The organism is Telluria sp. ZB2R32, from assembly GCF_059685715.1.
On the sequence record NZ_JCASIG010000002.1, the window covers coordinates 647,005 to 673,217 of the forward strand.

At 64.7% G+C, this 26,213-nt stretch carries 26 protein-coding genes; 8 read left to right on the plus strand and 18 right to left on the minus strand.

All coding sequences use genetic code 11. The features are described 5' to 3' along the window. Nucleotides 1-12 precede the first annotated feature (12 nt). Nucleotides 13-312: a type II toxin-antitoxin system HigB family toxin gene (locus AC56LG_RS07835; protein ID WP_497165537.1), complete on the plus strand. Its 300-nt coding sequence runs from the start codon at nt 13-15 to the stop codon at nt 310-312. A gap of 5 nt (nt 313-317) precedes the next feature. Then, on the plus strand, nt 318-695 hold the full coding sequence (locus AC56LG_RS07840; RefSeq protein ID WP_497165833.1) for a helix-turn-helix domain-containing protein: 378 nt from the start codon (nt 318-320) through the stop codon (nt 693-695). Nucleotides 696-717: 22 nt separating this feature from the next. Here AC56LG_RS07840 and AC56LG_RS07845 read toward each other — a convergent pair whose 3' ends face one another. Then, the gene (locus AC56LG_RS07845; protein WP_497165538.1) at nt 718-1,704 is read right to left on the minus strand and encodes a gamma-glutamyl-gamma-aminobutyrate hydrolase family protein; all 987 of its coding nucleotides are present in this window, start codon (nt 1,702-1,704) and stop codon (nt 718-720) included. A gap of 52 nt (nt 1,705-1,756) precedes the next feature. Continuing rightward, nucleotides 1,757-2,572 (minus strand): PleD family two-component system response regulator, encoded by an 816-nt coding sequence (locus tag AC56LG_RS07850; protein WP_497165539.1) that lies wholly within the window; start codon nt 2,570-2,572, stop codon nt 1,757-1,759. Nucleotides 2,573-2,853: 281 nt separating this feature from the next. Here AC56LG_RS07850 and AC56LG_RS07855 point away from each other — a divergent pair, with 281 nt between their 5' ends. Continuing rightward, nucleotides 2,854-4,851 (plus strand): DNA topoisomerase IV subunit B, encoded by a 1,998-nt coding sequence (locus AC56LG_RS07855; protein ID WP_497165540.1) that lies wholly within the window; start codon nt 2,854-2,856, stop codon nt 4,849-4,851. 129 nt (nt 4,852-4,980) lie between these two features. Next, nucleotides 4,981-7,308 (plus strand): DNA topoisomerase IV subunit A, encoded by a 2,328-nt coding sequence (gene parC / locus AC56LG_RS07860; RefSeq protein WP_497165541.1) that lies wholly within the window; start codon nt 4,981-4,983, stop codon nt 7,306-7,308. A 190-nt stretch (nt 7,309-7,498) separates the two neighbouring features. Here parC and AC56LG_RS07865 read toward each other — a convergent pair whose 3' ends face one another. Then, nucleotides 7,499-7,987 (minus strand): hypothetical protein, encoded by a 489-nt coding sequence (locus tag AC56LG_RS07865; protein ID WP_497165542.1) that lies wholly within the window; start codon nt 7,985-7,987, stop codon nt 7,499-7,501. 145 nt (nt 7,988-8,132) lie between these two features. Then, nucleotides 8,133-9,548, minus strand: a complete 1,416-nt coding sequence (locus AC56LG_RS07870; RefSeq protein WP_497165543.1) for an IgA Peptidase M64 — start codon at nt 9,546-9,548, stop codon at nt 8,133-8,135. Nucleotides 9,549-9,684: 136 nt separating this feature from the next. Between AC56LG_RS07870 and AC56LG_RS07875 the strand changes: the two genes are divergently transcribed. Then, nucleotides 9,685-10,725 carry an alpha/beta fold hydrolase gene (locus AC56LG_RS07875; protein WP_497165544.1) on the plus strand — a complete coding sequence of 347 codons (1,041 nt, stop codon included), beginning with the start codon at nt 9,685-9,687 and terminating at the stop codon, nt 10,723-10,725. A gap of 1 nt (nt 10,726) precedes the next feature. On the opposite strand, the gene AC56LG_RS07880 is transcribed toward AC56LG_RS07875, so the two are convergent. The 3 genes from AC56LG_RS07880 to AC56LG_RS07890 form a co-directional block, all read right to left on the minus strand. After that, nucleotides 10,727-11,950 (minus strand): cyanophycinase, encoded by a 1,224-nt coding sequence (locus AC56LG_RS07880; RefSeq protein WP_497165545.1) that lies wholly within the window; start codon nt 11,948-11,950, stop codon nt 10,727-10,729. 70 nt (nt 11,951-12,020) lie between these two features. Continuing rightward, nucleotides 12,021-12,458 (minus strand): GNAT family N-acetyltransferase, encoded by a 438-nt coding sequence (locus AC56LG_RS07885; RefSeq protein WP_497165546.1) that lies wholly within the window; start codon nt 12,456-12,458, stop codon nt 12,021-12,023. A 103-nt stretch (nt 12,459-12,561) separates the two neighbouring features. Then, entirely contained in the window at nt 12,562-13,149 is a 588-nt protein-coding gene (locus tag AC56LG_RS07890; protein WP_497165547.1) for a hypothetical protein, read from the minus strand. Nucleotides 13,150-13,283: 134 nt separating this feature from the next. On the opposite strand from AC56LG_RS07890, the gene argH reads away from it, so the two are divergent. The 3 genes from argH (at nt 13,284) to AC56LG_RS07905 (ending at nt 15,764) form a co-directional block, all read left to right on the plus strand. Then, nucleotides 13,284-14,678 carry an argininosuccinate lyase gene (gene argH, locus AC56LG_RS07895; protein WP_497165548.1) on the plus strand — a complete coding sequence of 465 codons (1,395 nt, stop codon included), beginning with the start codon at nt 13,284-13,286 and terminating at the stop codon, nt 14,676-14,678. 160 nt (nt 14,679-14,838) lie between these two features. Then, nucleotides 14,839-15,066 carry a hypothetical protein gene (locus AC56LG_RS07900; protein WP_497165549.1) on the plus strand — a complete coding sequence of 76 codons (228 nt, stop codon included), beginning with the start codon at nt 14,839-14,841 and terminating at the stop codon, nt 15,064-15,066. Between the two features lie 8 nt (nt 15,067-15,074). Next, nucleotides 15,075-15,764: an HAD-IA family hydrolase gene (locus tag AC56LG_RS07905; protein ID WP_497165550.1), complete on the plus strand. Its 690-nt coding sequence runs from the start codon at nt 15,075-15,077 to the stop codon at nt 15,762-15,764. Nucleotides 15,765-15,898: 134 nt separating this feature from the next. On the opposite strand, the gene AC56LG_RS07910 is transcribed toward AC56LG_RS07905, so the two are convergent. From AC56LG_RS07910 to paaB, 11 genes are all read right to left on the minus strand, one after another. Then, nucleotides 15,899-16,438, minus strand: a complete 540-nt coding sequence (locus tag AC56LG_RS07910) for a cupin domain-containing protein (protein WP_497165551.1) — start codon at nt 16,436-16,438, stop codon at nt 15,899-15,901. 61 nt (nt 16,439-16,499) lie between these two features. After that, nucleotides 16,500-18,554: a phenylacetic acid degradation bifunctional protein PaaZ gene (paaZ, locus tag AC56LG_RS07915; RefSeq protein ID WP_497165552.1), complete on the minus strand. Its 2,055-nt coding sequence runs from the start codon at nt 18,552-18,554 to the stop codon at nt 16,500-16,502. A gap of 108 nt (nt 18,555-18,662) precedes the next feature. Further along, nucleotides 18,663-19,262, minus strand: a complete 600-nt coding sequence (locus AC56LG_RS07920) for a phenylacetic acid degradation protein PaaY (RefSeq protein ID WP_497165553.1) — start codon at nt 19,260-19,262, stop codon at nt 18,663-18,665. 13 nt (nt 19,263-19,275) lie between these two features. After that, complete coding sequence (gene paaK / locus AC56LG_RS07925) at nt 19,276-20,592, minus strand: phenylacetate--CoA ligase PaaK (RefSeq protein WP_497165554.1); 1,317 nt, start codon at nt 20,590-20,592, stop codon at nt 19,276-19,278. A gap of 27 nt (nt 20,593-20,619) precedes the next feature. Continuing rightward, complete coding sequence (paaI, locus tag AC56LG_RS07930; RefSeq protein WP_497165555.1) at nt 20,620-21,054, minus strand: hydroxyphenylacetyl-CoA thioesterase PaaI; 435 nt, start codon at nt 21,052-21,054, stop codon at nt 20,620-20,622. Continuing rightward, nucleotides 21,047-22,609, minus strand: coding sequence for a 3-hydroxyacyl-CoA dehydrogenase PaaH (paaH, locus tag AC56LG_RS07935; RefSeq protein ID WP_497165556.1), 1,563 nt, complete (start codon nt 22,607-22,609; stop codon nt 21,047-21,049). Before paaH ends, paaI begins: the two co-directional genes overlap by 8 nt. Before the next feature lie 2 nt (nt 22,610-22,611). Next, the gene (paaG, locus tag AC56LG_RS07940) at nt 22,612-23,403 is read right to left on the minus strand and encodes a 2-(1,2-epoxy-1,2-dihydrophenyl)acetyl-CoA isomerase PaaG (RefSeq protein WP_497165557.1); all 792 of its coding nucleotides are present in this window, start codon (nt 23,401-23,403) and stop codon (nt 22,612-22,614) included. 20 nt (nt 23,404-23,423) lie between these two features. Further along, nucleotides 23,424-24,500: a 1,2-phenylacetyl-CoA epoxidase subunit PaaE gene (gene paaE, locus AC56LG_RS07945; RefSeq protein ID WP_497165558.1), complete on the minus strand. Its 1,077-nt coding sequence runs from the start codon at nt 24,498-24,500 to the stop codon at nt 23,424-23,426. Nucleotides 24,501-24,507: 7 nt separating this feature from the next. Beyond that, nucleotides 24,508-25,038: a 1,2-phenylacetyl-CoA epoxidase subunit PaaD gene (gene paaD, locus AC56LG_RS07950; protein ID WP_497165559.1), complete on the minus strand. Its 531-nt coding sequence runs from the start codon at nt 25,036-25,038 to the stop codon at nt 24,508-24,510. After that, the gene (gene paaC, locus AC56LG_RS07955) at nt 25,038-25,805 is read right to left on the minus strand and encodes a 1,2-phenylacetyl-CoA epoxidase subunit PaaC (protein ID WP_497165560.1); all 768 of its coding nucleotides are present in this window, start codon (nt 25,803-25,805) and stop codon (nt 25,038-25,040) included. Before paaC ends, paaD begins: the two co-directional genes overlap by 1 nt. A gap of 11 nt (nt 25,806-25,816) precedes the next feature. Beyond that, complete coding sequence (gene paaB, locus AC56LG_RS07960) at nt 25,817-26,101, minus strand: 1,2-phenylacetyl-CoA epoxidase subunit PaaB (protein WP_192052587.1); 285 nt, start codon at nt 26,099-26,101, stop codon at nt 25,817-25,819. Nucleotides 26,102-26,213 lie beyond the last annotated feature (112 nt).

A 26,213-nucleotide genomic window follows, 5' to 3' on the forward strand; every position in this document is an offset into this window, starting at 1 on the left:
TAATATCCATCGATGCGCATACTTTCTCTTCCCACGCTTCGTGCTTTTTACGAACAGCCCGGATATGCCGACGCAAAGGAACCTCTCCTGACCTGGCATGGACACGTCCTCAAGGCCAAGTGGGAAACGCCTGCCGACGTTAAGGCTGACTTTGGCACGGCGAGCATCCTTAGGGAAGGTCGGGTAGTGTTCAATATCGCTGGGAACAAGTACCGTTTAGTTACGTCTATCAACTACCCGTATGGGATTGTTTTCGTGAAATTCGTCGGAACACACAAGCAGTACGACGCTATCGATGCTCAAACAATTTGAAAGACATCGCCATGGACATCAAGCCTATCCGTACTAAAGAGGATTATCACGCAGCGCTGAGCGAAGTCGAATCGCTGATGACTGCAGAATTCGGTACGCCCGAAGGAGATCGTCTCGATGTCCTGGCCACGCTCGTGGAGGCATACGAGGCAAAACACTTTCCGATGGACATTGCAGACCCAATTGAGGCTATCAAGTTTCAAATGGATCAGAAGGGTCTCACACCAAAGGATCTCGAGCCGATGATCGGCAGGTTGAATCGTGTGTACGAAGTGTTAAGCCGCGCCAGGCCGCTAACCCTGCCCATGATCTGGCGATTGCATAAAGGACTGGGTATCCCAGCTGAGACCTTGATCCAGCCTCCGCGCAGCGTAACTCCCTGAGTAGATCAACCGGCTGCGGTTCCTACAACCGCGTCTCCCGCGCCGCCCTCAAGAACTCATCCAGCACCGGCGTGCAATCGAGCAGGTCGGTCCCGCCGGCGCGGTGGAATTCCGGGTGCCATTGCAGCCCCATCACGAAGTCGGCGCGGTCGTAGCGGATCGCTTCGACGATCCCGTCGGGATACGACATCGCTTCCACCCGGATGTCGCGCCCGAGTTCCTTGACGGCCTGGTGGTGGATCGAATTGACGATCGGCCGTCCGGCGTGCGGAAACATGCGGCCCAGAGTCGAGCCGGGCGGGAATTCGATGGCGTGGCGGTGGGCGTCGTAGTCGGTGTGGACGTGGGCCAGCGCCGCCGGCACGTTGGTCGCCACGTCCTGGTACAGGGTGCCGCCAAAGGCGACGTTGATCAGCTGGCAGCCGCGGCAGACGCCGAGCACCGGTTTGCCGGCCTCGACGAATTCGTGCAGCAGTTCCAGCTCGTATAAATCGCGCGCCCGGTCGCCGCTCCACTCGGGGCGCGTGGGCGATTCGGAATAGGTTTGCGGGGAGACGTCCGCCCCGCCCTGCAGCACTAGGCCGTCCAGGTGGCGGGCGTAGTGGCGCAGCGTGATGTTACTGGGGTGAAGCAAGCCGTTGGTGTTCACCGTCGGGATCATGAAAACCAGCACGTCGCGCGACATCACCCACTGGGCAATCGACTCTTCCAGGTATTGCAGGTTCTTGCTGCGCAGGCCGGTGGAGCCCGGTTCGGGATGAAAGATGCGCGCCGAGACGCCGATGCGCAGCGTGCGGCGCATGAAGTCGCGGCTGAAGCGGTCGCGCAGGGCGCGCCAGCGCGAGCGCAGGACGCGGCCGGCGAGTGCGAACGGGGTATCGCCGGGACGCTGGTAGCGCGGCGGGCCGCTGGCGGCGCGGCGGTCGGGAATGCGCTGCGGCGCATCCTCGCGGTTTTCCAGCGGCGGGCCCGGCGCCTCGCCGCGGCGCTGTGGTTGGTCGTCTGCCATGGCCCAAATATAGCCCTGCCATGGCGGCGCACGATTCGAAGTTGTAACAAAGTCACACCGGCAACTCCGGCAAGCTGGTCAGGCGTTGCAGCATGCACACCAGGCTGCGGTCGCCCACCGGCTTGTCGAGCAGCCCGCGCACCCCGGCGCCGCGTGCCAGCGTGCTGTCGTAAGTAAAAGTGCGCCCGACCAGCAGCACCACGGCCGTGCGCCCCGCGCCTTCCTGGGCCTTGATGTTGCGGCTCAGGCCGTAGGGGTCGATGCCGGGCGCGGCGGTATTGATCATGGCCAGCGCCACCTGCGTTTCGTCGCACAGGCGCACCGCCATCGGCGCGCTGTCGGTCCAGGCGATGGCCAGGCCGCGCGCGCCGACCAGGCCGGCCAGGTGGTCGCGGAACGCGCCGCCCTTGTCGACGATCAGCACCTTGCCGTCGCGCGGCGGGCGCCGTTCGGAGGGACAGCCGCTGCCGGGGCCAAAGCGCGGACGGCGCCGCCGTTCCGCCAGGATCGGCTGGCCGCGCGCATGCAACAGCGCCAGGGCGCGCCGCCGTTCCGCCAGCAGGCGCCCCATCGCTTCGTACAGGGCAAACGGATCGACCGGCAACGTCAAGTGATCGTAGGCGCCGTGCGCCGGACCGCCGATCACCAGCGCCGGCGGCGCGCAGCGCATGCCTTCGAGGCAGGCGAGTCCGGCCGGACCGGTGCCGTCGACCAACACCAGGTCGGGTTCCTGCAGGCTGTCGTCGTGCAGGCAGACATACAACGGTCCCGAGCGTGGGGCGGCAGCCAGCAGCGCGGCCAGCTCTGCCGCCTGCTCGGGCGCGAATCCGAGCAGGCAGACAGCGGTCGGAATTTTTTGTGCATGCATAAAATTTATCCGGTTTGGCGCAAGAACCTGTTGCACAAAAGGCAGGCTGACTTGCGAGAATTACTGTATGCATGTACAGTACTAGTCTGGCTAAAGCCTTTGCTCAAGGTTTTTCAGGCCGCTTGACGTAGCAAGCTTGCGTACCAATCTAGTCACGTTCGCACGTATTGACAAGAACAATCGCTTACGCCCCTCTCACTCTTTCCTCTCGACAAGATGGCGCCGACAAGATGGCGCCGACAAGATAGAATGCGCAGGCTTTCGAAAATACACTGATCAGCATGGCAACCAAGAAACCCGCACCCGACTACAGCGAATCATCCATCCGCGTCCTCAAGGGCCTCGAGCCCGTGAAGCAACGCCCGGGCATGTACACCCGCACCGAGAACCCGCTGCACATCATCCAGGAAGTCATCGACAATGCCTCGGACGAGGCGCTGGGCGGCTACTGCAACAACATCGGCGTCACCCTGAACGTCGACGGCTCCGTCACCGTCGAGGACGACGGTCGCGGCATCCCGGTCGGCATCCACCCGGAAGAAGGCGTCTCCACGGTCGAGATCGTGTTCACGCGCCTGCACGCCGGCGGCAAGTTCGACAAGGGTTCGGGCGGCGCCTATGCCTTCTCGGGCGGCCTGCACGGCGTCGGCGTGTCCGTCACCAATGCCTTGTCGACGCGCCTGGAAATCACGGTATGGCGCAAGAGCGACGACGGCACCGGCGTGCACAAACTGGTCTTCGCCGATGGTGAAGTCATCGAGCCCTTGTCCTCCGCGCCGTTCGAACGCGGCGGCAAGAAGAACGGCACCCGCGTCACCGCCTGGCCGGACGCCAAGTACTTCGATTCGCCGAACATCCCGATGGGCGACCTGGTGCGCCTGCTGCGCTCGAAAGCCGTGCTGCTGCCGGGCGTGACCGTCACGCTGACCAATGCGAAGACCGGCGACGTCCAGACCTGGCGCTACGACGAAGGCTTGCGCGGCTACCTGGTCGAGGCGATGAACCAGACCTCCAGCGGCCAGACCGTGATCCCGCTGTTCGAAGGCGCGGGCTATGCCGCCGCGGGCGACGAAAGCTTTGCCGAAGGCGAAGGCGCGGCCTGGGTGGTGGCCTGGAACGAGGAAGGCGCCGTGGTGCGCGAGTCCTACGTCAACCTGATCCCGACGCCATCGGGCGGCTCGCACGAGTCCGGCCTGCGCGACGGCCTGTTCGGCGCCGTGAAGGGTTTCGTGGAACTGCACGGCCTGTTGCCAAAAGGCGTCAAGTTGCTGCCCGAAGACGTATTCGCGCGCGTCTCGTTCGTGCTGTCGGCGAAAGTGCTGGACCCGCAATTCCAGGGCCAGACCAAGGAACGCCTGAACTCGCGCGACGCCGTCAAACTCGTCTCGACGTTTACCAAACCGCCGCTCGAATTGTGGCTGAACCAGCACGTCGAATACGGCAAGAAGCTGGCCGAACTCGTCATCAAGCAGGCGCAGTCGCGCATGCGTTCGCTGCAAAAGGTCGAGAAGAAAAAATCCTCGGGCGTGGCCGTGTTGCCCGGTAAACTGACCGATTGCGAATCGACCGACCTGACCCGCAACGAGCTGTTCCTGGTCGAGGGCGATTCGGCCGGCGGTTCCGCCAAAATGGGCCGCGACAAGGAATACCAGGCGATCCTGCCGCTGCGCGGCAAGGTACTGAACACCTGGGAAACCGACCGCGACCGCCTGTTCGCCAACAACGAAATCCACGACATTTCGGTGGCGATCGGGGTCGATCCGCACGCGCAGGGCGATTCGCCTGATTTGAGCGGTCTGCGCTACGGCAAGATCTGCATCCTGTCGGATGCGGACGTCGACGGCTCGCACATCCAGGTGCTGCTGCTGACGCTGTTCTTCAAGCACTTCCCTGCCCTGTTCCGCCATGGCCACATCTGCGTGGCGCGCCCGCCGCTCTACCGTGTCGACGTGCCGCCGCGCGGCAAGAAGCCGCTGCAAAAGCTGTATGCGCTCGACGACGGCGAACTGCTGGCGATCGAAGACAAGCTGAAAAAGGATGGCCTGAAGGAAGGCAGCTGGAACATTTCGCGCTTCAAGGGCCTGGGCGAGATGAACGCCGAGCAGCTGTGGGAAACGACGATGAACCCGGACACGCGGCGCCTGCTGCCGGTCTCGCTGGGCGGTTTCGACCACGGCGAATCGAGCGCGCGCTTCAACATGTTGATGGGCAAAGGCGAAGCGGCCGCCCGCCGCGCGTGGATCGAGGAACACGGAAACGAGACGGAAGCGGATATTTGATGGACGGTGCGGTGTTCAACCGCACGTAAACGCGTGGACTCGGGAGTCCACCCTACGAAACCCGCGATACGTAGGGTGGAGTCCTGACTCCACGCGTTACACCATCAAAACAATCGAACACACTGAACTATGACGAACCAAGCAAACCTCTTCGAACAAGCCGCCGAACCGGCCGACGACATCGAAACGCTGACCCTCTCCACCTTCGCCGAGCGCGCCTATCTCGACTACGCGATCTCGGTCGTGAAAGGCCGCGCCCTGCCCGACGTCGCCGACGGCCAGAAGCCGGTGCAGCGCCGCATCCTGTACGCGATGAACGAACTCGGCCTCGGCCCGACGGCGAAACCGCGCAAGTCCGCGGCCGTCGTCGGCGACGTGCTCGGCAAGCTGCACCCGCACGGCGACCAGTCGGTGTACGACGCCCTGGTGCGCATGGCCCAGGACTTTTCGCTGCGCTACCCGCTGATCGACGGCCAGGGCAATTTCGGCTCGCGCGACGGCGACGGCGCGGCGGCGATGCGCTATACCGAAGCCCGATTGACGCCGATTTCGCGCCTGCTGATGGACGAGATCGACATGGGCACGGTCGACTTCCAGCCGAACTACGACGGCTCCACCCTCGAGCCGCGCACGCTGCCGGCGCGCCTGCCGATGGTGCTCCTGAATGGCGCCTCGGGCATCGCGGTCGGCCTGGCCACCGAGATCCCCTCGCACAACCTGCGCGAAGTGGCCGATGCGGCCGTCGCCATGATCCGCAACCCGAAGATCTCGACCGCGGAGTTGATGACGCTGATGCCGGGTCCGGACTTCCCGGGTGGCGGCCAGATCATCACCCCGGCCTCGCAGATCGCCGACATGTACGCCGGCGGGCGCGGCTCGATGAAGGTGCGCGCGCGCTGGAAGATCGAAGAGCTGGCGCGCGGCCAGTGGCAAGCGGTCGTCACCGAACTGCCGCCGGGAACCTCGGCCGCCAAGGTGCAGCAGGAAATCGAAGAGATCACCAATCCGAAGGTCAAGCTCGGCAAGAAGACGCTCACGCCGGAACAGATCGCCCTGAAGCAGACTGTCCTCAATTCGCTCGACGCGATGCGCGACGAATCCGGCCGCGAAGCGCCGGTGCGCCTGGTGTTCGAACCGAAGTCGAAGAACCAGGACCAGAACGAATTCATGCTGCTGTTGCTGGCGCATACCTCGCTCGAGACCTCGAGCCCGATCAACCTGGTGATGATCGGCGGCGATGGCCGTCCGCGCCAGAAGGGGCTGAACGAGATCCTGCAGGAGTGGATCGACTATCGCTTCGCCACCGTGCGCCGCCGTACCGAGCACAGGCTGGGCAAGGTCAACGACCGCATCCACATCCTGGAAGGGCGCGAGATCGTCCTGCTGAACATCGACAAGGTGATCGCCATCATCCGCAATTCGGACGAGCCGAAGGCGGCGCTGATCGCCGAATTCGGCCTGTCGGACCGCCAGGCCGAGGACATCCTCGAGATCCGCCTGCGCCAGCTGGCGCGCCTGGAAGCGATCAAGATCGAGCAGGAGCTGGCCCAGCTGCGCGGCGAAAAGGACAAGCTGGAAGACATCCTCGCCAATCCGTCGACCATGAAGCGCACCATCATCCGCGAAATCGAGGCGGACGCGAAAGCCTTTGGCGACGCCCGGCGTACCCTGATCGAAGAAGCGCAAAAGGCGGTGGCCGAGCAGAAGATCATCGACGAGCCGGTCACCGTGATCATCTCGGAAAAAGGCTGGGTGCGAGCGCGCACCGGCATCGGCCACGATGCGGCCCAGTTCACCTTCAAGGCCGGCGACTCGCTGCACGCCGTGTTCGAGTGCCGCACGGTCGACTCGCTGGTCGGCATCGGCGACAACGGCAAGACCTATTCGGTGCCGGTGTCGGCCCTGCCCGGCGCGCGCGGCGACGGCGTGCCGATCACGACGCTGGTCGACCTGTCCGGCGGCGTGCGCATCCTGCACTACTTCGCCGGGAATGCCGATACGAGATTGCTGCTGGCGGCCTCGAACGGCTTCGGCTTCATCTCCAAGGCGGGCGACATGGCCAGCCGCCTGAAAGGTGGTAAATCGTTTATCACGCTCGACGCCGGCGCGGTACCGCTGGCGCCGCGTGTGGTGGCGGATGCCGCCGGCGCCATCGCCTGCCTGTCCGGCAATGGCCGCGTGCTGGTGTTCGGCATCGACGAAATGAAAGTGCTGACCAATGGCGGGCGCGGCGTGACGCTGATGGAACTCGATCCGAAAGAGCAGCTGCTGGCGGCGCAGCCGATCAGCCAGAAAGGCGTGAACGTGATCGGCACCTGGGCCGGCTCCAAGCCGCGCACGGTGGAGCTGTACGCGTCGGGGTTGGAACCGCACTACGGCAAGCGCGCGAAGAAGGGCAAGCCGTTGTCGCAGAAGCTCAAGGCGACGGATTTGTCGATGCGTTCGACCGGCGAGTAACGTTCTCGTGATGCGAATGTGACGATGCCGGCGCGAGCCGGCATTGTTGTTTTTGGCCGACGACGCGGCTGTGCTGCGGTGCGTAACGCGGGCATGCCCGCCGTCGTGACGTTGCACCCCTGGCCGCTCGCTTTGGCCACGGACAAAAAATGCCGGCTTCGCGCCGGCATTTTTTTTGACAACGAACCAATTACTTGTTGGCTGCTGCCTTGTGCACGTCGGCCATCGCCTCAGCGCGCGCCTGTTCGGTCTTGGCGGCTGCCTGCGCCTTGTCGGCGGCGGCGTCGACTTGCACCTTCAGCGATTTTTCGTCGGCCTTGATCATGGCTTTCTCGGCCTTCAGGTTCGCTTTCGAGACTTTTTCTTCCGCACGGGCGACGGCCTTGGCGCGATCTTCCGCATCGGCGTGGGTGACGTTCTCGGCGGCGTCCGCGTGCGCCTTCACGGCCTTGGCATGCGCCTTGGCTTTCTTTTCCTGGGCGTCGGCGACGGCCTTGGTGGCCTTTTCGTCGGCCTTGGCGGCTGCCTTCATTTCCTTCGCTTCGGCCTTGGCCACGTCGGCTTCGGCGCGCGCTTCGGCTTTGACGACGGCTTTGGTGTTGGTCTCGGTCGTAGCGGTCTGCGCATAGGCGCCGGTAGCGACGAAAGCGGCGATCAGGGTGGCGAGCAGTTTGTTCATGATGTGTTCCTTTCGGTGCTATGGTGGGCGCGGGTTCTCTCCCGCTTGTTTAACTTTTTATTAACAACGCCCCCAGAATATGCCTCGCCGAAGGAAGGGTCTGTTCGCCACCACACAGACCCTTGTTGCGCAAGATCAAGCGCGTTTACGGCTTTGCCGGCCCCGCGTACAAGTCGATGATCTCGCCGATGCCGTCCTGGCACACCGGGCAGAACGCTTCGCTGCGGTCGAACATGATGCACTGCATGGCCGGCCGGTAATAGCCTTTCGCCTCGTAGTTCGCGCCCTCGAAGGCGCCGATGTCGTGCCGGTGCGGCTGCCTGGCGAACAGCGCGCGGGTGCGCGCCAGGTCTTCGCGGAACAGCGCATTCATTTCGCTCTCGGGGAGGTTCTGTTCACGCAGCGCCGCGCGCCGCTTCTGGTAGGCGCGCGACGCTTCTTCGTATTGCGCTTTCGGCCACGGCGTCGGCAGCGGCGTGCCGGCTTTCACGTGTTTCGCCCATTTGAGTTTGCCCGGGTCGCGCAGCGCGGTGGCATTCGGCTCCCACGGTTCCATGCGCGTGTTGCTGGCGGCGTATGCCACCGGCGAGGTGTAGTACTCGTCGGCCAGGCCGGCGAAGTGGTGGCCGAATTCGTGCACGAACAGATACGGCGCCCACTCGTTGCTTGCCGCCGCCGTGCTGAACTGGCCAAAAATACCACCGCCGCCATAGGTCTCGTTGTTCACCAGGATTTCGATGAATTCGTAGGGCGCATGCTGGGCGATCTCGCGCAGCGCGCGGTTGTCGAGCGTGAGCACATAGCGCTCGCTGCCGAAGATGTCATAGCGCGTGCCCAGTTTCGAGGCGTGGTGCACGCCGGTCGATGGCCGCGACACGCCCGACTCCAACGTCGGCACCGCCAGCGCCCAGACGTTGAAATCGTCCGCGCGCTCCTTGAAGGGCGAGACCGTGAACAGGTGCGCCGCCAGCCGGCGCGCGTCCGCCTCGAATTTCTTCATCTCCGCCGCGGTATAGCCGTCGCCCAGCACCAATAAATCGACCTTTTGCGGCGACGGGCCGCTGACGCGGATTGGAATCGGTTGTGCAGGCGCCGGAGGCTGCTTGCGGATCACGTCCGGCGCATCGGTATCGACCTCGACGCTCCAGGCCACCGAAAAGGCGTTGCGTTCGTCGCGCTTCAGGATGCGCACCCGCACCGGGCGGTCCGGCTTGGGGAAGCGCACCGATTCCTGAAAGGAGCGGCTGATCTTGTTCGCCTCTTCCGTCGTACGCCATTCGCCGAAGATCGTCGAAAAGTCGCGCGAATACAATAAATCTCCCGTCCTGGCATCGACCACCTCGACCCGGTTCTGGCCGCGGTTCGTGTTGTCGAGGTTGCGCATGGTGTCACCCGGCCAGGGCAGCGGTTCCACCAATACCTGTTCCAGCGCATAGCTGTCCGCTAAAGCATTGCCGCTGTGGGTGTAGTCGACGCGCACGGTCGCCGGTTGCGCCGCCTGGGCCAGGCCAGCCACCAATAAGGAAACGGAGGCGCACAGGCGCGAGATGAATCGAAGCATGGAAAATCCTCGGAAAAACGAATCCGGGCATTGTAAGCCTGACACGGCGTGAAGCGACGCCGATGCATATCCGATGTTTGTTGACGCCAACCGTGCATCGAAGCATGATTACTTATCAACAAGAATCGGAGACCGGATGAGACCCTTGCTGCACGCATTGACGGCCACCCTGTTGGCCCTCCCCTTCACCTGCGCGGCGGCGGTCCCGGCCTGCGCTTCCCCGGATGGTCGGGTGCAGGAAGAAGGTTTTGTCCGCATCAACGGCATCGAGCAATGGGTCACCATGCGCGGCGACAGTTGCGCCAATCCGGTGATCCTGATCGCGCACGGCGGGCCCGGCAATCCGCAGAGCCTGTATGCGAACGGCCCCGACGCCGGCTGGACCAGGGATTTTACGGTGGTGCACTGGGACCAGCGCGGCGCCGGCATGACCTATGGACGCAACAAGCCGGTGGAAGATGACATGCTGACCGTCGAGGGCTTGCGCGACGACGGCCTGGCGGTGGCGCGCCACGTGGCCGCGCGCCTGGGGAAAAAGAAGCTGATCATGATGGGCGGGTCCTGGGGGTCGGTGCTGGCGGTGAACATGGTGAAAACCAGTCCGGAATTGTTCTGCGCCTATCTCGGCACGGCGCAGTTCGTCTCGCACCGCGGGAATACCGATGGCCACGCCAAACTGATCGCGCTGGCGCGCGCCGCCGGCGACACCGACACGGTGACAAAGATCGAAGCGCTCGGCCCGCCGCCATGGACCAACCCGCGCTCGTTCGGCATCGAGCGCCGCGCCATGCGCAAGTACGAGGCATCGAGCACCGACCCGATGCCGAAAGAATGGATGACGCCGGGCGCGCTGTACGCCACGCCGCAGGCACTGGCCGATTACGAGGGCGGCGAAGACTATTCGTTCTTCCAGTTCGTCGGCCCCAAGGACAACGGCATGGCTGCCACCATCGACCTGTACAAGCTCGGCACGGAGTTTAAAGTACCGGTCTACCTGGTGCAGGGCACCGAAGACCTGCTCACCACACCGGAGATGACGCAGCGCTACTACGATGCGATCCGGGCGCCGGTGAAAAAACTGGTGCTGGTGCCGCGCGCCGGCCACGATCCGAATGTGCCGACGGTGGAGGCGCAAACGCGCTTGCTGAAGGAAGAGATCCGCCCGCGCTGCCTGTGATCTATTTGTACTGGTACAGCGGCCGCTTGACCACGATCGGCCGGATATCGAGCCGCACGTTATAGATCGAATACGCCTCGGTGGTGGCCGACATGTAGCCGACGCTGTCGCCGGTGCGCGAGAACCTGAATTCGAAGCCGAGGTCGGGCTGCACCGCATTGGCGCTGTCGAGGGTGAGGCCGATGGCTTCCGGCTGGTCGCTGTCGATGAGTTTGCCCATCAGGTCGACCACCGTGCTGTTGCCGAGGATGTCGGCCGAAAACAGCGGCTCGCGGTAATACGGCCGCGCCGGGTCGAGGCGGCCGTCGGCCTTGTCCGGCGCCGGGATAAAACTGTGGGTGGCAATATTGAAACGGTCGCCGTTGTCGAGGTAGCTCAGGCGGACGTTGCTGACGTTGAAGGTGCCTTGCCGGGCGTTGGCGGCGGACAGGTCGACCACCAGCGCCCCCTTGTAGCCGAGCACCTCGACTTCGCGGTTCGGCCCCACCACCATCGCCGTATTTTCATCGATGCCCAGCCCGAGTTTATAGCCTTTTTGCAGCATCGCCGGCAGCATGCGCGCGAAACGGCCGCGCACCAGCAGGTGCTGGTCGATGAACACATCGTCGCCGATGAAGCCGAGGCCGGGCGCGATTTCCTGGCCGTCGGTCAGGCCCAGTTTCAGGGTCGCGAGCACCGGTTTCGGGTGGCCGAACATGGTGCTGCTCATGATGGCGGCGCCGGCGCTGCTGCCGGCGATGACGCCGCCGCGCCGGTAGAGTTCCCACAGGGCATCGAGTACGCGGGTATTGCTGCCATCGGGGCGGCGCAGGGCGCGCGTGATGCGGGCCTGGTCGCCGCCGGCGAAATAGGCGCCGCCGGCGCTGCGGACGGCATCGGCCAGTTCGGGACTGTCGGCCGCGGCCTGGTAGTCGGTGCCGGTCAGGCGCACCGCGACCGGCACGAAAAAGGCGTTGGCGCCGTATTTGTTGAGGCGCTCGACCAGGCTGGCGCCGGATTTTTCGGGGTTCGCGGACGCGGAGGCGAACACGGCAATGCGGGCGCCCTTCCCGCCCGCCAGCTGGACGATGCGCTCCCAGACGGCGGCGTTATCGGGCCGCAGCGCGCCGCCGATGATGACGAGCGAGCCTTTCGAGGCCGGCGCCTCGGCAGCGTGTGAAAGTCCGGCCAGCCAGGCCAACACGAGAGCGACAATGGCGGAGACAGAGACGGCAGAGCGGCGCATGGCTTGCTCCTTCTCGAACACGACAAATCATAAGCCTGTGTCGGGAAGAACGGCGCCGTGTTGAGCTGTCTCAGGAGAGGTAAATGTTTGGAAAGTAACGCTCCATCAGCGTTTCGGGATTGCGCGGCGCGGTGAAACCGAAGCGTTCATACAACCCTTGCGCGTCGTGCGTGGCCAGCGTGAAGCGGCGCAGGTGCTGCAGGCTCGGATGGCGCAGTACGGCGGCCACCAGTTGCTTGCCGTAGCCATGGCCGCGGTACTCGGGCACGACAAAGACGTCGACCAGGTTGGCAAAGGTGGCGAAGTCGGTGACCACGCGCGCAAAGGCGACCTGGCGGCCGTCGAGGAAGCCGCCGAAGCACAGCGAATTCTCGATGGCGCGTTCGACTGTCGGACGCGATATCCCTACCGCCCAGCTCGACTGCTCGCTGAGGAAGCGGTAGATCATCGGGATGTCGAGCCGCGACTGGTCGGTGCTGACGTCGAAGCTGGAGTCGTTGGTATTCATCCGTTGGAAGTCAGCGCTTGGTAGTCAGCACTGGCCGATCTGGCTGAAAAATGAATTCTAGCGCTGTTTATGCAAACGACAAGTACGATTCGTCAGGCGATTATCAACGTTGCGCAGCCGCTTCGTGGCGGGGTTGCAGGTAACGTTCCGGCAGCGCAAGACCGGCGTCTTCGGCGCGCCAGACCAGGTTGGCGATCCACCAGCGCTTGCCGTCGAACGCCAGCTGGATGCTGTTCATGCCGCGCATGAAAGGCTTGGGATCGTTCGGCGAGCGCAGCAGTTCATAGGTGCTGAATACGTGCACCAGCTGGCCAAAGGCATCGGTGGTGCGCGCGATTTCGCGTTCATGGAAGCCGCTGGTATTAAAGGCGCTCATGTTGCGGCTGATGTAATCCTCGACCGTCATCGCGCGCAAGCCATAGCCGCCGTCGCGCCCCGGCTGGATCACCATCAATTTCGCATCGGGCGCAAACAGGGCGCGCATCCGGTTCCAGTTGCGCGGCGCCCCGGCCGGCCCCGAGATGACCTCGTACAAGGCGGCGATGGTGCTGTCGACCGAGGCGCCGTCGGCCTCCTTCGTGACCGCGGGCTGGGCGGGCGCCGTGTGTACCGGCTGCGGCAGCTGGGCCATTGCGCCGCTCGCGGCCGTGAGCATTGCAGCGGCCGCGCCGCGCCTGAGCCATCGTTTCATGTTCGTTTCCCCGGATGCGAATGTTGACAGTTGAATAATCGTCTATTTTACCGCCCTTGTCATTCGGCGCCGGCGCGGACGGCGCCGCAGGATGGCGGGCTATAATCGAACAAATCCACCTGACCCCACCCACCATGAACGAACAATTCTCCAAAAAAGCCGAAGCCTGGTCGGCACGCTTCTCCGAACCGGTGTCGGACCTCGTCAAACGCTACACGGCCTCCGTCTTCTTCGACAAGAGATTAGCCATGTTCGACATCCAGGGCTCGCTCGCGCACGCCGAGATGCTGGCCGCGCAAGGCATCATCAGCGAGGCCGACCGTGCCGAGATCGAGCGCGGCATGGCGCAGATCAAGGGCGAAATCGAGGCCGGCAGCTTCGAATGGCTGCTCGACCTCGAAGACGTGCACCTGAACATCGAAAAGCGCCTGACCGAGCTGGTCGGCGACGCCGGCAAACGTCTGCACACGGGCCGCTCGCGCAACGACCAGGTCGCCACCGACATCCGCCTGTACGTGCGCGCGGCAATCGACGACGTGGTGGCGCTGCTGAACAGCCTGCGCGGCGCGCTGACCGATCTCGCTGAACGCCACTTCGACACCATCATGCCGGGCTTTACGCACCTGCAGGTGGCGCAGCCGATCACCTTCGGCCACCACATGCTGGCCTACGTCGAGATGTTCGGGCGCGACGCCGAGCGCATGCTCGATGCGCGCCGCCGCGTCAACCGCCTGCCGCTGGGCGCCGCCGCCCTGGCCGGCACCACCTTCCCGATCGACCGCCTGCGCGTGGCGCAGAATCTCGGCTTCGAAGACGTCTGCCACAACTCGCTCGACGCCGTTTCCGACCGCGATTTTGCGATCGAGTTCACCGCCGCTGCTTCGCTCATCATGATGCACGTCTCGCGCATGTCGGAAGAGCTGGTCATGTGGATGAGCCCGCGTGTCGGCTTCATCGACATCGCCGACCGCTTCTGCACCGGCTCGTCGATCATGCCGCAAAAGAAAAACCCGGACGTACCGGAACTGGCGCGCGGCAAGACCGGCCGCGTGTATGGCCACCTCGCGTCGCTGCTGACCCTGATGAAAGGCCAGCCGCTGGCCTACAACAAGGACAACCAGGAAGACAAGGAACCGCTGTTCGACACCGTCGACACCGTGCTCGACACGCTGCGCATCTTCACCGACATGGCCGGCGGCATCACCGTGAAAGCCGACAACATGCGCGCCGCCGCGCTGCAGGGCTACGCCACCGCGACCGACCTGGCCGACTACCTGGTGAAAAAAGGACTGCCGTTCCGCGATGCGCACGAGGCGGTGGCGCATGCGGTGCGCGCCTGCGACAGCGCCGGCGTCGACCTGTCGGAAATGTCGCTCGAGACCTTGCGTGGCTTCTCGCCGCTGATCGAGGACGACGTGTTTGCAGTGCTGACGCTCGAAGGTTCCGTCGCCGCGCGCGATCACGTCGGCGGCACGGCGCCGAACCAGGTGCGCAAGGCGATCGAGCGGGTGCGCGGGCAGTTGAAATAATATTTCACGCAGAAAAGGCGGTGAAATAATATTTCACCTGCGTAGGGTGGACGTCCTTCTGTCCACCCTATCTCCAGCCCGCGCACCGTTAAGCCGCCCACCGACGCGCCACGCCAATGTTCGCTACCATCCCTGCAAGACAATAGCGCGGGGAAATAGCATGCAACGCTACAAAAACCTGAGCGGCGAATCGGGCGTGGTCGCCTACGAGATCGGCGACCGCTCGATCACGGTCCGCTTTACCGGCGGCGACCGCTATCTGTACACCGACCAGAGCGCCGGCGCCGAGAATATCGCCGAGATGCAGCGGCTGGCGACGCTGGGCAGTGGCCTGTCGACGTTTATTAGCCAGGTGGTCAAGGACCGCTATGAGCGCAAGCTGGATTGAGGCGCGCCATGACCATGACCAAGACCACCACGGCTCTCCCCGCGCGCAGCTTCGCCGCCTTCCTGTTCGACATGGACGGCACCATCCTCACCTCGATCCGCTCCGCCGAACGGGTCTGGACCAGCTGGGCCGTACGCCACGGCCTCGATGTCGAGACCTTCCTGCCAACCCTGCACGGCAAGCGCACCCACGACACCATCCGCCAGCTCGGCTTGCCGGGCGTCGATCCGATCGCGGAAGCGGCCTGGATCACGGCGGCCGAGATCGAGGACGTCGCCGATATCGAGGCCATCCGCGGCGCGGCGGACTTCCTGGCCAGCCTGCCGCCCGAACGCTGGGGCATCGTCACCTCGGCGCCGCGCGCGCTGGCGCAGGCGCGCCTGGCAGCGGCCGGGCTGCCCTCCAACAACCTGCTGGTGGCGGCCGAGGATGTCGAGCACGGCAAGCCGGCGCCCGATCCATTCCTGCTGGGCGCGCGCAAGCTGGGCGTGGCCCCGGCCGATTGCCTGGTGTTCGAGGATACCCGCACCGGGCTGCAAGCGGCAGCGGCGGCCGGGATGGAGAGCATCGTCGTCACCGTGACGCATACGCATCCGCTGGAGACGGATGTGGTGAGCGTGCTCGATTATGCGGATGTGCGGGCGGAGCGTACCGTAGAGGGCTGGTTACAGATTTCCCGCGACCGCCGCGTAATGTAGGGTGGGCACTTGTGCCCACGCGGTTCAACGCCCGCATCTCCGGTGCATTTGCAACATCCGCATACGTTCGCGATTTATGGCCACGGTGCAGTACGCAACGGTACGACCGCGTGGGCTCGAGAGCCCACCCTACCTCATTCGTGCCGGTACACGCGCGGTTCCAGCTCGTGTTCTTCCGTCGGCGGCTGGGGTGCCGGCGCTGCCGCACCCGCATCGCGCTGCGGATACGGCGTCCCATCCTTGTGCGTGTAGCTGTTCGTGCTGGCGTTGTACATCAGGTCGATGTCCGGATAGGTGGCGCGGTCTTCGGGGACGTTCGGGCCGACCGCCAGGAACAGGGCGTTGCCCCAGCCGCGGTTGACCAGGTGGTGGCCATTCGGCCGGCCGGCGGGAAAGGCGGCGTAGTCGCCGGCGCGCATCAGGGTTTCGCCCTCGTCGGTGACCAGGGTCAGTTCGCCCGACACGACCATGACGAATTCGTCCTCATGGGTATGCCAGTGGCGCTGCGAGGAGGCTGCGCCGGGTTTCAGTTCGACCAGGTTGACGCCGAACTGGGTCAGGCCGCCGGCCTCGCCCAGCGCTTGCCGGCTGCGGCCGTTGACGATGTCGGCAAATGGTTCCGGATAACCGGTGCCGGTCAGCACGGGGATACTGCTCAGGTCTAACCGCGACATACTCAATTCCTTCCTGTGTGGGGAGCTGCAAAGACAGGCTGGCTCCCCACCGTGGAAGAGCTCAGCTCGCGCGTTTCTGTACCAGCGTCAGGATATCGTAACTTGCCACCAGTTCGTCGTTCTGGTTGGTGACCTGCACGTCCCAGGCCACCACGCCCTGCCCGCGGCCCTGCTCGTCGGTACGGTTGCGGTCGACCTTGCGCTTGCAGGTCAACCTTGCGCGGATGGTGTCGCCGATCGCCACCGGCGCCACGAAGCGCAGGTTGTCGAGGCCATAATTGGCCAGCACCGGACCCGGCGCCGGCGACACGAACAGGCCGGCCGCAGCCGACAGCACGAAATAGCCGTGCGCGATGCGCTTGCCGAATTGCGTGTCCCTGGCCGCGATCTCGTCGAAGTGCATGTAGAAATAATCGCCCGAGACGCCGCCGAAATTCACGATGTCCGCTTCGCTCACGGTGCGGCGGTGCGTCAGCAGCGAGTGGCCGATTTCCAGTTCCTCGAAATGACGGCGGAACGGGTGGATCTGCGTTTCCTTGACCGCGCCACCGCGCACATACTCTCCCGTCACCGCCGCCAGCATCGTCGGCGAGCCCTGCACCGCCGCCCGCTGCAGGAAGTGTTTGACCGCGCGGATCCCGCCCAGCTCTTCGCCGCCGCCGGCGCGGCCCGGACCGCCGTGCTTCAGCTGCGGCAGCGGCGAACCGTGGCCAGTGTTGTCGACCGATGCTTCGCGGTCGAGGATCAGCACGCGGCCGTGCGAGGCGGCCGCCACCGGCACCGCGTGCGCGGCGATCATCGGGTCCTTGGTCGCCAGCGTGGTCACCAGGCTGCCGCGGCCGAGCGCGGCCAGGTGCAGCGCCTCGTCGATGTCGCGGTAGGTCATCATCGTGCTGACCGGGCCAAAGGCTTCGATGTCGTGCACCGCCGTGTTGATCGCCGCGTTACGGCACAGGAGCAGGGTCGGCGAGAAGAAGGCGCCGCTGGCGCAATTCTCTCCCACCGGATTGAAACCGTGATGGGCGCCGAAGATGACCTCGTTGCCGCGCGCGAGCATCTCGACGCGCTCGGACACGTCGCGGTGCTGGTCCATCGACGCCAGCGCGCCCATGCGCACGCCATCGATGGCCGGATTGCCGACCACGATTTTCGACAGGCGGTCGCGCAGGCGCTCGCCGAGCGCATCGACGTGCGTCTCGGGCACGATGATGCGGCGGATCGCCGTGCACTTCTGGCCGGCCTTGCCGGTCATCTCGCGCGCAACTTCCTTGACGAAGAGGTCGAATTCGGCATCGTCCGGGGTCACGTCCGGCGCCAGGATCGCGCAGTTGAGCGAGTCCGCTTCGGCGGTGAACGGCACCGATTCGCGGATCAGGTTCGCATTCGCGCGCAGCCTGGCGGCGGTGTCGGCCGAGCCGGTGAAGGTGACGGCATCGAAACCGCTCAAGCGGTCGAGCAGGTCGCCGGTCGAGCCGATCACCAGTTGCAGCGCGCCTTCCGGCAGCAGCTTCGATTCCTGCATCATTTTGACGACCGCATGGGTCAGGTAGCTGGTCGCCGTGGCCGGCTTGCCGATGCAGGGCATGGCGGCGAGGAAGCTCGGCGCGAATTTTTCGAGCAGGCCCCAGATCGGAAAGTTAAAGGCGTTGATGTGGACGGCGACGCCGCCCTTCGGCACCAGGATGTGGGTGCCGGCGAAGCCGCCGCGCTTGCCCAGCGCGATGGCCGGGCCTTCGTGCAGCACGTTCGAGGACGGCAGTTCGCGCGACGCCATGCTGGCATAGGCGAACAGGGTGCCGATGCCGCCTTCGACGTCGACCCAGCTGTCCTGGCGGGTGGCGCCGGTCAGGTGCGAGATCTCGTACAGCTCTTCCTTCCGCTCCATCAGGTACATAGCCAGGGCTTTCAGGCGCTGGGCGCGGGTCTGGAAGTCGAGCTTCATCAGGCCGGGCACCCCTAGCTTGCGGGCGTAGGTGACGGCTTCGTCGAAGTCGATTTTTTCGGCGTGGGTGTGGTAGACCAGCTGGCCGTCGAGGGCGCTGTGCAGGGGGGTGGCGGCTTCCATGCCGATCCAGCGGCCGGCGATCCAGCTTTGCAGGGTGCTTGCTTGTGCCATTTTCTTTGTCTCCTCAGGGTACTTGCGCAGGTGGTGTGCAGATGGCGTACCGCGTGGAGTCAGGACTCCACCCTACGTATAGATGTGTTTTGGGGTACGGGCCGCCGGTTATTTTTTGGGCGTGTGGCCGCCGGTGGCGCTGAAGTCGAAGGCGGGGCGGTTGGGTTCGATTTCCGTAAACGCTTCGACTTCGCGCATCGTTTTCAAGGAGCGTTCGGTGAGCTGGTGGTACTGCTGTGTACCGAAGCTTTTCCACTTGATGTCTTCATCCTTCAGTTCGCGCATCACCTTGGCGGGTGTGCCCATCACCATGCTGCGCGGCGGGATGACCATGCCGGCTTTCACGAAGCTCATGGCGGCGACGATCGACTCTGCGCCGACGACGGCGCCGTCCATGACGACGGCGTTCATGCCGACCATGGCGTTGCGGCCCACGCGGCAGCCGTGCAGCACGGCGCCGTGGCCGATGTGGCCATCGACTTCGATCACGGTCTCGCCGTCTTCGAAGCCGTGCATCACGCAGCAATCCTGCACGTTGGCGCCCTCTTCCAGCACCAGGCGGCCGAAGTCGCCGCGCAGCGAGGCCAGCGGGCCGATGTAGCAGCGCGGCCCGACGATCACGTCGCCGATCAGCACCGCGGTCGGGTGCACGTAGCTGGTCGGGTGCACCACCGGGCGCACGCCGTCGATTTCGTAGACCTTGACCATGATTGGTTTCTCCTTATGTGTTCTTGGGACGGCGGTCGACCACGCGCCGCGCCTTGCCGGTCATCGTGCGTTCGATGCCCATCGGCGGCGTCAGCGTTACCTTCGTCGATACGCCGACATAGGTCTTGATGCAGTGCTGCAGTTCGCGCGCCAGGGCGTCCACGGTAGCCTGCGATTGCCCGGCCTCGCGCAATTCGCCGAACACTTCCAGCGTGTCGAGGTGGCCGTCGCGCGCCACCACCAGCTGGTACTGCGGCGCCAGCGCCGGCATTTTCAGCACCAGTTCCTCGATCTGGCTCGGGAACACGTTCACGCCGCGGATGATCAGCATGTCGTCCGAGCGGCCGGTGATCTTGCCCATGCGCCGCATCGAACGCGAAGTCGGCGGCAGCAAACGGGTCAGGTCGCGTGTGCGGTAGCGGATGATCGGCAGCGCTTCTTTCGACAGCGAGGTGAATACCAGCTCGCCCTCCTCCCCATCGGGCAGCACTTCGCCCGTATCCGGGTCGATGATCTCGGGATAAAAATGGTCTTCCCAGATCACCGGGCCATCCTTGCTCTCGATGCATTCGCTGGCCACGCCCGGCCCCATCACTTCGGACAGGCCATAGATGTCGACCGCGTCGATGCCGGCTTCAGTCTCGATGGTGCGGCGCATCTCGTTGGTCCACGGCTCGGCCCCGAAGATGCCGACTTTCAGCGAAGACGCCGCCGGATCGAGGCCCTGGCGCTTGAATTCCTCGACGATATTCAGCATGTACGAAGGCGTGACCATGATGATCGACGGTTGAAAATCGCAGATCAGCTGCACCTGCTTTTCGGTCTGTCCGCCCGACATCGGCACCACGGTGCAGCCCAGGCGCTCGGCGCCGTAGTGGGCGCCGAGGCCGCCGGTAAACAGGCCGTAGCCGTAGGCGACGTGGACCATGTCGCCTGGACGGCCGCCGGCCGCGCGGATCGAGCGCGCCACCATGTCGGCCCAGACGTCGATGTCCCCTTTCGTATAGCCGACCACGGTCGGGCGCCCGGTAGTGCCGGACGAGGCGTGCACGCGCACCACCTGCTCGCGCGGTACCGCGAACAGGCCGAACGGGTAGTTGTCGCGCAGGGTCTTCTTTTCGGTGAAGGGGAATTTCGCCAGGTCGGCGAGCGACTTCAGGTCGGCGGGATGCACGCCGGCGTCATCGAAGGCCTTGCGGTAGTGCGGCACGTTGTCGTAGGCATGCTGCAGCGACCATTGCAGGCGCTTCAATTGCAATGCCTGCAGTTCGTCGCGGCTGGCGCGTTCGATCGGTTCCAGCTCGCCGGGCGAGGGAATACGTTGGACCATCTGGACCTCCTATTTTCAGCTATGGACTTAGTCGACGTTCGCCACCATCCCGCTCACGCGGTGCGACTTGCCGCGGAACAGGGCGATCGTGCGCCCTTCCTGGTTTTTCACCGTGACGTCGTAGACGCCGGTTTTGCCGGCCAGCGCCTGCTCGACCGCTTCGGCCGCCAGCAGGTCGCCTTCGCGGCCCGGCGCCAGGTAATCGATCGTGCAGCCCGCGCCAACGGTGTTGAAATTGTGCGAATTGCAGGCGAAGGCAAAGGCGCTGTCGGCCAGCATGAAGATGAAGCCGCCGTGGCAGGTCTGGTGCCCGTTGAGCATGTCGGCGCGCACGCGCATGCTCATGCGCGCGTAGCCGGGACGGATCTCGTCGAGTGTCATGCCCAGCGCCTGGCTGGCCGGGTCGCGCTCGTACATGGTCTTGCCGGCCAGTTCGGCCAAGGCTTGCGGATTGCTATGCATGGAAACGTGCTCCGGATGGATTGGCCGCGAGCTTGCGGCGCAGCAGCGGCGAGACCCGGTAACGGTCTTCGCCATAGGTGGCGGCGAGATTCGCCAGCACGGTGACGATGTGATGGATGCCGACCGTATCGGCCCAGGCCAGCGGCCCGCGCGGATAGTTCACGCCCTTCTGCATCGCAATGTCGACCGCGGCGGCGCTGCACACGCCCTGGTTGACGGCGTCGGCCGCTTCGTTGGCGAGCATGGCGATGGTGCGCATCACGACCATGCCGGGCACGTCGTCGATGCGCGTGACCGTGAAGCCGGCCGCCTGGAACAGGCCGACGGCGGCTTGCCAGGCTTCTTCGCTGCATTGATCGGCGCGCGCCAGCGCGATGCGCGTGGCCCGGGCGGCATCGAACAGCAGGTCGTAGACCACGGTGTTCGGGTGATGGTTGGCGGCGGCGCGCTCGGTGGCGCTGCGGCCGTCGGACAGGAAAATGGCGACGCCATTCGTGTGCAGGGCCGGCGCCTCGTGCTTTTCGGCGCCCGCCAGCGGTTCGCGGTGGGCGACGCTCAAGCCGGCGTCGGTCAACCTCGCTTCCATCGGCGTCAGCACGCTGCGCGTGACTTCGCGCGCGACGCTGATGCCGACCGTGTGCGGGCGCACCGCTTGCGGCTCGGTCGGCACGGCCGGGGCCACGACATCGTCGCCGTAGCGATAGAAGCCGCGGCCCGATTTGCGGCCGAGGAAACCGGCATTCACCAGTTCCTGCTGCAGTACCGATGGCGTAAAGCGCGGATCGCCGAAGTAGGCCGCGTGCACCGATTGCGTGACCGAAAAATTCACGTCGTGGCCGATCAGGTCCATCAACTCGAAGGGACCCATGCGGAAACCGCCGCAGTCGCGCATGACGGTGTCCAGCGTCGGCGCATCGGCCGCGCCTTCCTGCAGCAGGCGCAGCGCCTCGGCATAGTAGGGACGGGCGACGCGGTTGACGATGAAGCCGGGCGTCGACTTCGCATGCACCGGGTCCTTGCCCCAGGCGTGCGCGGTGGCGTAGACGGTGTCGGCTACCTGCTTGTCGGTCGCCAGGCCGCTGACCACTTCGACCAGCGCCATCAGCGGCACCGGATTAAAGAAATGCATGCCGACCAGGCGTTCGGGGTGGCGTAGTTGGGCGCCGATCGCCGTGACCGAAATCGAGGAGGTGTTCGTCGCCAGGATGCAGCGCGCGTCGACGATGCCTTCCAGTTCGGCGAACAGGGCGCGCTTGGCGTCGAGGTTTTCGACGATGGCTTCGACCACCAGCGCCGCCTCCTTGACGTCGGCCAGCGAGCCGACCGCTTGCAGGCGTTCGCGCGCCAGGTCGGCCTCAAGCGCGCCCATGCGACCCTTGTCGACCAGCTTCGCAAACACCTTGCCGATGGCGTCAATGGCCTTGCTTGCCGCCTCGGGCCGCGTATCGAACAGGCGCACCTCGTGGCCGCTGGCGGCCGCCACCTGGGCGATGCCGGCGCCCATGGCGCCGCTGCCGATCACGGCAACGATGCTGCCCCTCGCCAGACCCGCCATGCCTATTCTCCCTTGAACTGCGCCGGGCGCTTGGCGATAAAGGCGGCGACGCCTTCGCGGTAATCGTGGCTGTAGCCGAGTTCGCGCATCATCTCGCCTTCCAGTTTCAGCTGGTCGGGCAGCGTGTTGGCGTAGCTGGCCTGCAGCGCTTGTTTGGTGAATGCGAGGCCTTTGGTGGGCGCACTGGCGAAGTGCGTGGCCATGGCCAGCGCTTCTTCCATCAGCGCCTCATCCGGCACGCTGCGCCAGATCAGGCCCCACTCTTCCGCCCTTTCGGCCGAGAGTTTTTCGCCCAGCATGGCCAGTCCCGTGGCGCGCGCCATGCCGATCAGGCGCGGCAAATGCCAGGTGCCGCCGGTGTCCGGAATCAGCCCGAGTTTGCAGAAGGCTTCGATGAAACTGGCCGATTTCGCGGCCAGCACGATGTCGCAGGCCAGGGCCAGGTTGGCGCCGGCGCCGGCGGCCACGCCGTTGACGGCGCAGATGACCGGTAGTGGCAGCGAACGCAGGGTCATGACCAGCGGCGCATAGAATTTTTCGACCGATTCGCCGAGATCCACGCCCGGCGCACCGGGGCTGACGGCGCGGTCTGCGAGATCCTGGCCGGCGCAGAAACCGCGCCCGGCGCCGGTCAGCACCAGCACGCGCACCGTTTTGTCGGCTTGCAGCTTGTCGAGAGCGTCGCGCACCTCAAGGTGCATGGCCTGGGTAAAGCTGTTCAGGCGGTCGGGGCGGTTCAGGGTCAGGACGGCGACGCCGTCGTTGATGGTGAACAGGATCGATTCGTAGCGCATGGTGTCTCCTCCGTTTGTTTTTATTCGTGCTGGTCGAAATCGACGATCACGTTGTCGGTGATCGGGAAGGCCTGGCAACTCAGGACGAAGCCGCGCGCGACTTCGTAGTCTTCGAGTGCATAGTTCACGTCCATCTCGACATTGCCCTCGACGACCTTGCAGCGGCAGGTCGAGCAGACGCCGCCCTTGCACGAGTAGCGCATGTCGATGCCGGCGCGCAGGCCGGCGTCGAGGATCGATTCCTTGTCCTTGTCCATCGTGAAGCTCGCGCCGCTGCCGTCCATGATCACGGTGACTTCGGTCTGGTGGCGTGTTCCTTCGACGACCGGGCGCGGCTTGTGCTCGTGTTTCGGGATGCTGGCGGCGAACAGCTCGATGCGGATCTTTTCCTTGGCCATGCCGGCGTCCTGCAGGGATTTCGAGACGCCGTGCATCATGTCTTCCGGGCCGCAGATAAAGGCGACGTCGATGTCCTGGGCGTCGATCCAGCTTTTCAGGAAAGCGCTGCACTTCTCGCCGGTGATGCGGCCGTTGAACAGTTCGATGTCCTGCTGCTCGCGGCTCATCACGTAGACCAGTTTCAGGCGCCCCATGTAGACGTCTTTCAGGTCGGTCAGCTCGTCGCGGAAGATGACCGACGAGGAGGCGCGGTTGCCGTAGACAAGCGTAAAACGGCTCTTCGGCTCGGCCAGCAAGGTGGTCTTGATGATCGACAGGATCGGCGTGATGCCGCTGCCGGCGGCGAATGCCAGGTAGTGGCGTTCGCTGCTCGGGTCGAGCGGCACGTTGAAGTGGCCCATCGGCGGCATCACGTCGAGCGTGGCGCCTGGCTGCAGGCTGTCGTTGGCCCAGTTCGAGAACAGGCCGCCGGGCGTCTTCTTGATCGCCACGCGCAGCTGCTCGTCCTGCACGCTTGAACAGATCGAATACGAGCGGCGCACGTCTTCGCCGTCGATCATCGCGCGCAGGGTCAGGTGCTGGCCCTGCTGGTAGGCGAAGGTTTGTTTCAGTTCGGGCGGCACGGCGAAGGTAACGGCGACCGCGTCGCGCGTTTCGTGCTTCACCTTGGCCACGGTGAGTGGATAGAATTTGCTCATCTTTGGTTTAGTGGCACTTGAAGTAATCGAAGGGTTCGCGGCAATCGAGGCATTTGTAGAGCGCCTTGCACGGAGTCGAGCCGAACTGGCTGGTCAATTGCGTGTGCTTGCTACCGCAGTTCGGACAAGTCACTTCGGGTTCGACAAAGGCGCCGCGTTTGACACCGCCACGCAAGCCGCTGATGTCGATCGCCTGCTGCACCGGCGGAGCGATGCCGTAGCCCTTCAAGGCCGCCTTGCCGCTCTCGCTCATCCAGTCGGTGGTCCAGGCGGGAGACAGGCGGCTGACCAGTTTTACTTTCTCGAGTCCGTGCGCATGCAGGGCGTCGGTGACGGCTTCGCTGATGACCTGCATCGCCGGGCAGCCGGAATAGGTCGGCGTGATCGTCACCACGACTTCGTCGCCCTCGTAAGCGACGTCGCGCACGATGCCGAGGTCGACCACCGAGATGACCGGGATTTCCGGGTCCGGCACCTCGCCCAGCCAGGACCAGACCTGCTCAATCGTGACGCCGCCGGTGCTCACTACTGCATCCATTACCATTCGGCCCCGGGATAGGCGCGCTGCAGGAACTGCATCTCGGCCAGGATGAAGCCGAGGTGTTCGCTGTGGCGGCCGGCCTTGCCGCCACGCTGCATCCAGGCGTCGGGCGACGGCATGGTCAGCGTGGCTTCCGCCAGGATTTCGCTCACGTGTTCGAGGAAGGCGGCGCGCAGGCCGTCGACCGGCGGCGCGATGCCCTGCTCGACCATCGCGTTGTCGACCGCGTCGTAAATGAACACTTCACCGCTGTACATCCACAGGTCGTCCAGCGCCGCCTGCATCTTCGCGTGGCTGATCTCGCTGCCGTCGCCCAGGCGCACCACCAGGTCGCCGCTGCGGCGCAGGTGGTAAGTGACTTCCTTGAACGACTTTTCGGCGATTTCGGCGATGCGCGGGTCGTTTGACTTCAGCAGGCCCTGCATCAGGAAGTAGTGCCAGGTGTCGAACAGGAACTGGCGCATCATCGTGTCGGCATAGCTGCCGTTGGGCTGCTCGACCAGCAGGACGTTGCGGTAATCATGGGCGTCGCGGTGGAAGGCGAGCTTGTCTTCGTCGCGTCCCTGCCCCTCCAGCTCGCCGGCATAGGTCAGCCACATGCGCGTCTGGCCGAGCAGGTCGAGGGCGACGTTGGTCAGCGCCATGTCTTCTTCCAGCGCCGGGCCCTTGCCGCAGAGTTGACTCAGCTGCTGCGAGAGGATCAGGGCGTTGTCGCCCTGGCGCAGGAGGTATTCGAGCTTTAGATTCGCGATCTTTACGTCCATGGCTGCCGCGCTCACAGGTTTTTGACTTCTTCCGGCATCGGGAAGAAGGTCGGGTGGCGATACACCTTGCTGTTGGCCGGCTCGAACAGCGCTTCCTTGTCGGACGGGCTGGAGGCGACGATGTCCATCGCGCGCACGACCCAGATCGAGACGCCTTCGTTGCGGCGTGTGTAGACGTCGCGCGCGTTGTTGATCGCCATTTCGGCGTCAGGGGCGTGCAGGCTGCCGACGTGTTTGTGGGCGAGGCCGTGCTGGCTGCGGATGAATACTTCCCACAGGGGCCATTCTTTGCTCATGGTTTGTCTCCGGTGTTTCTATTTTGTTGACGTTCGCAGGCGATGCTGCTTCGTGTTCGACGAAGCAGGCGCTGCACCGCGTAGGCACGGAGTGCCCACGCGGTGCACTACC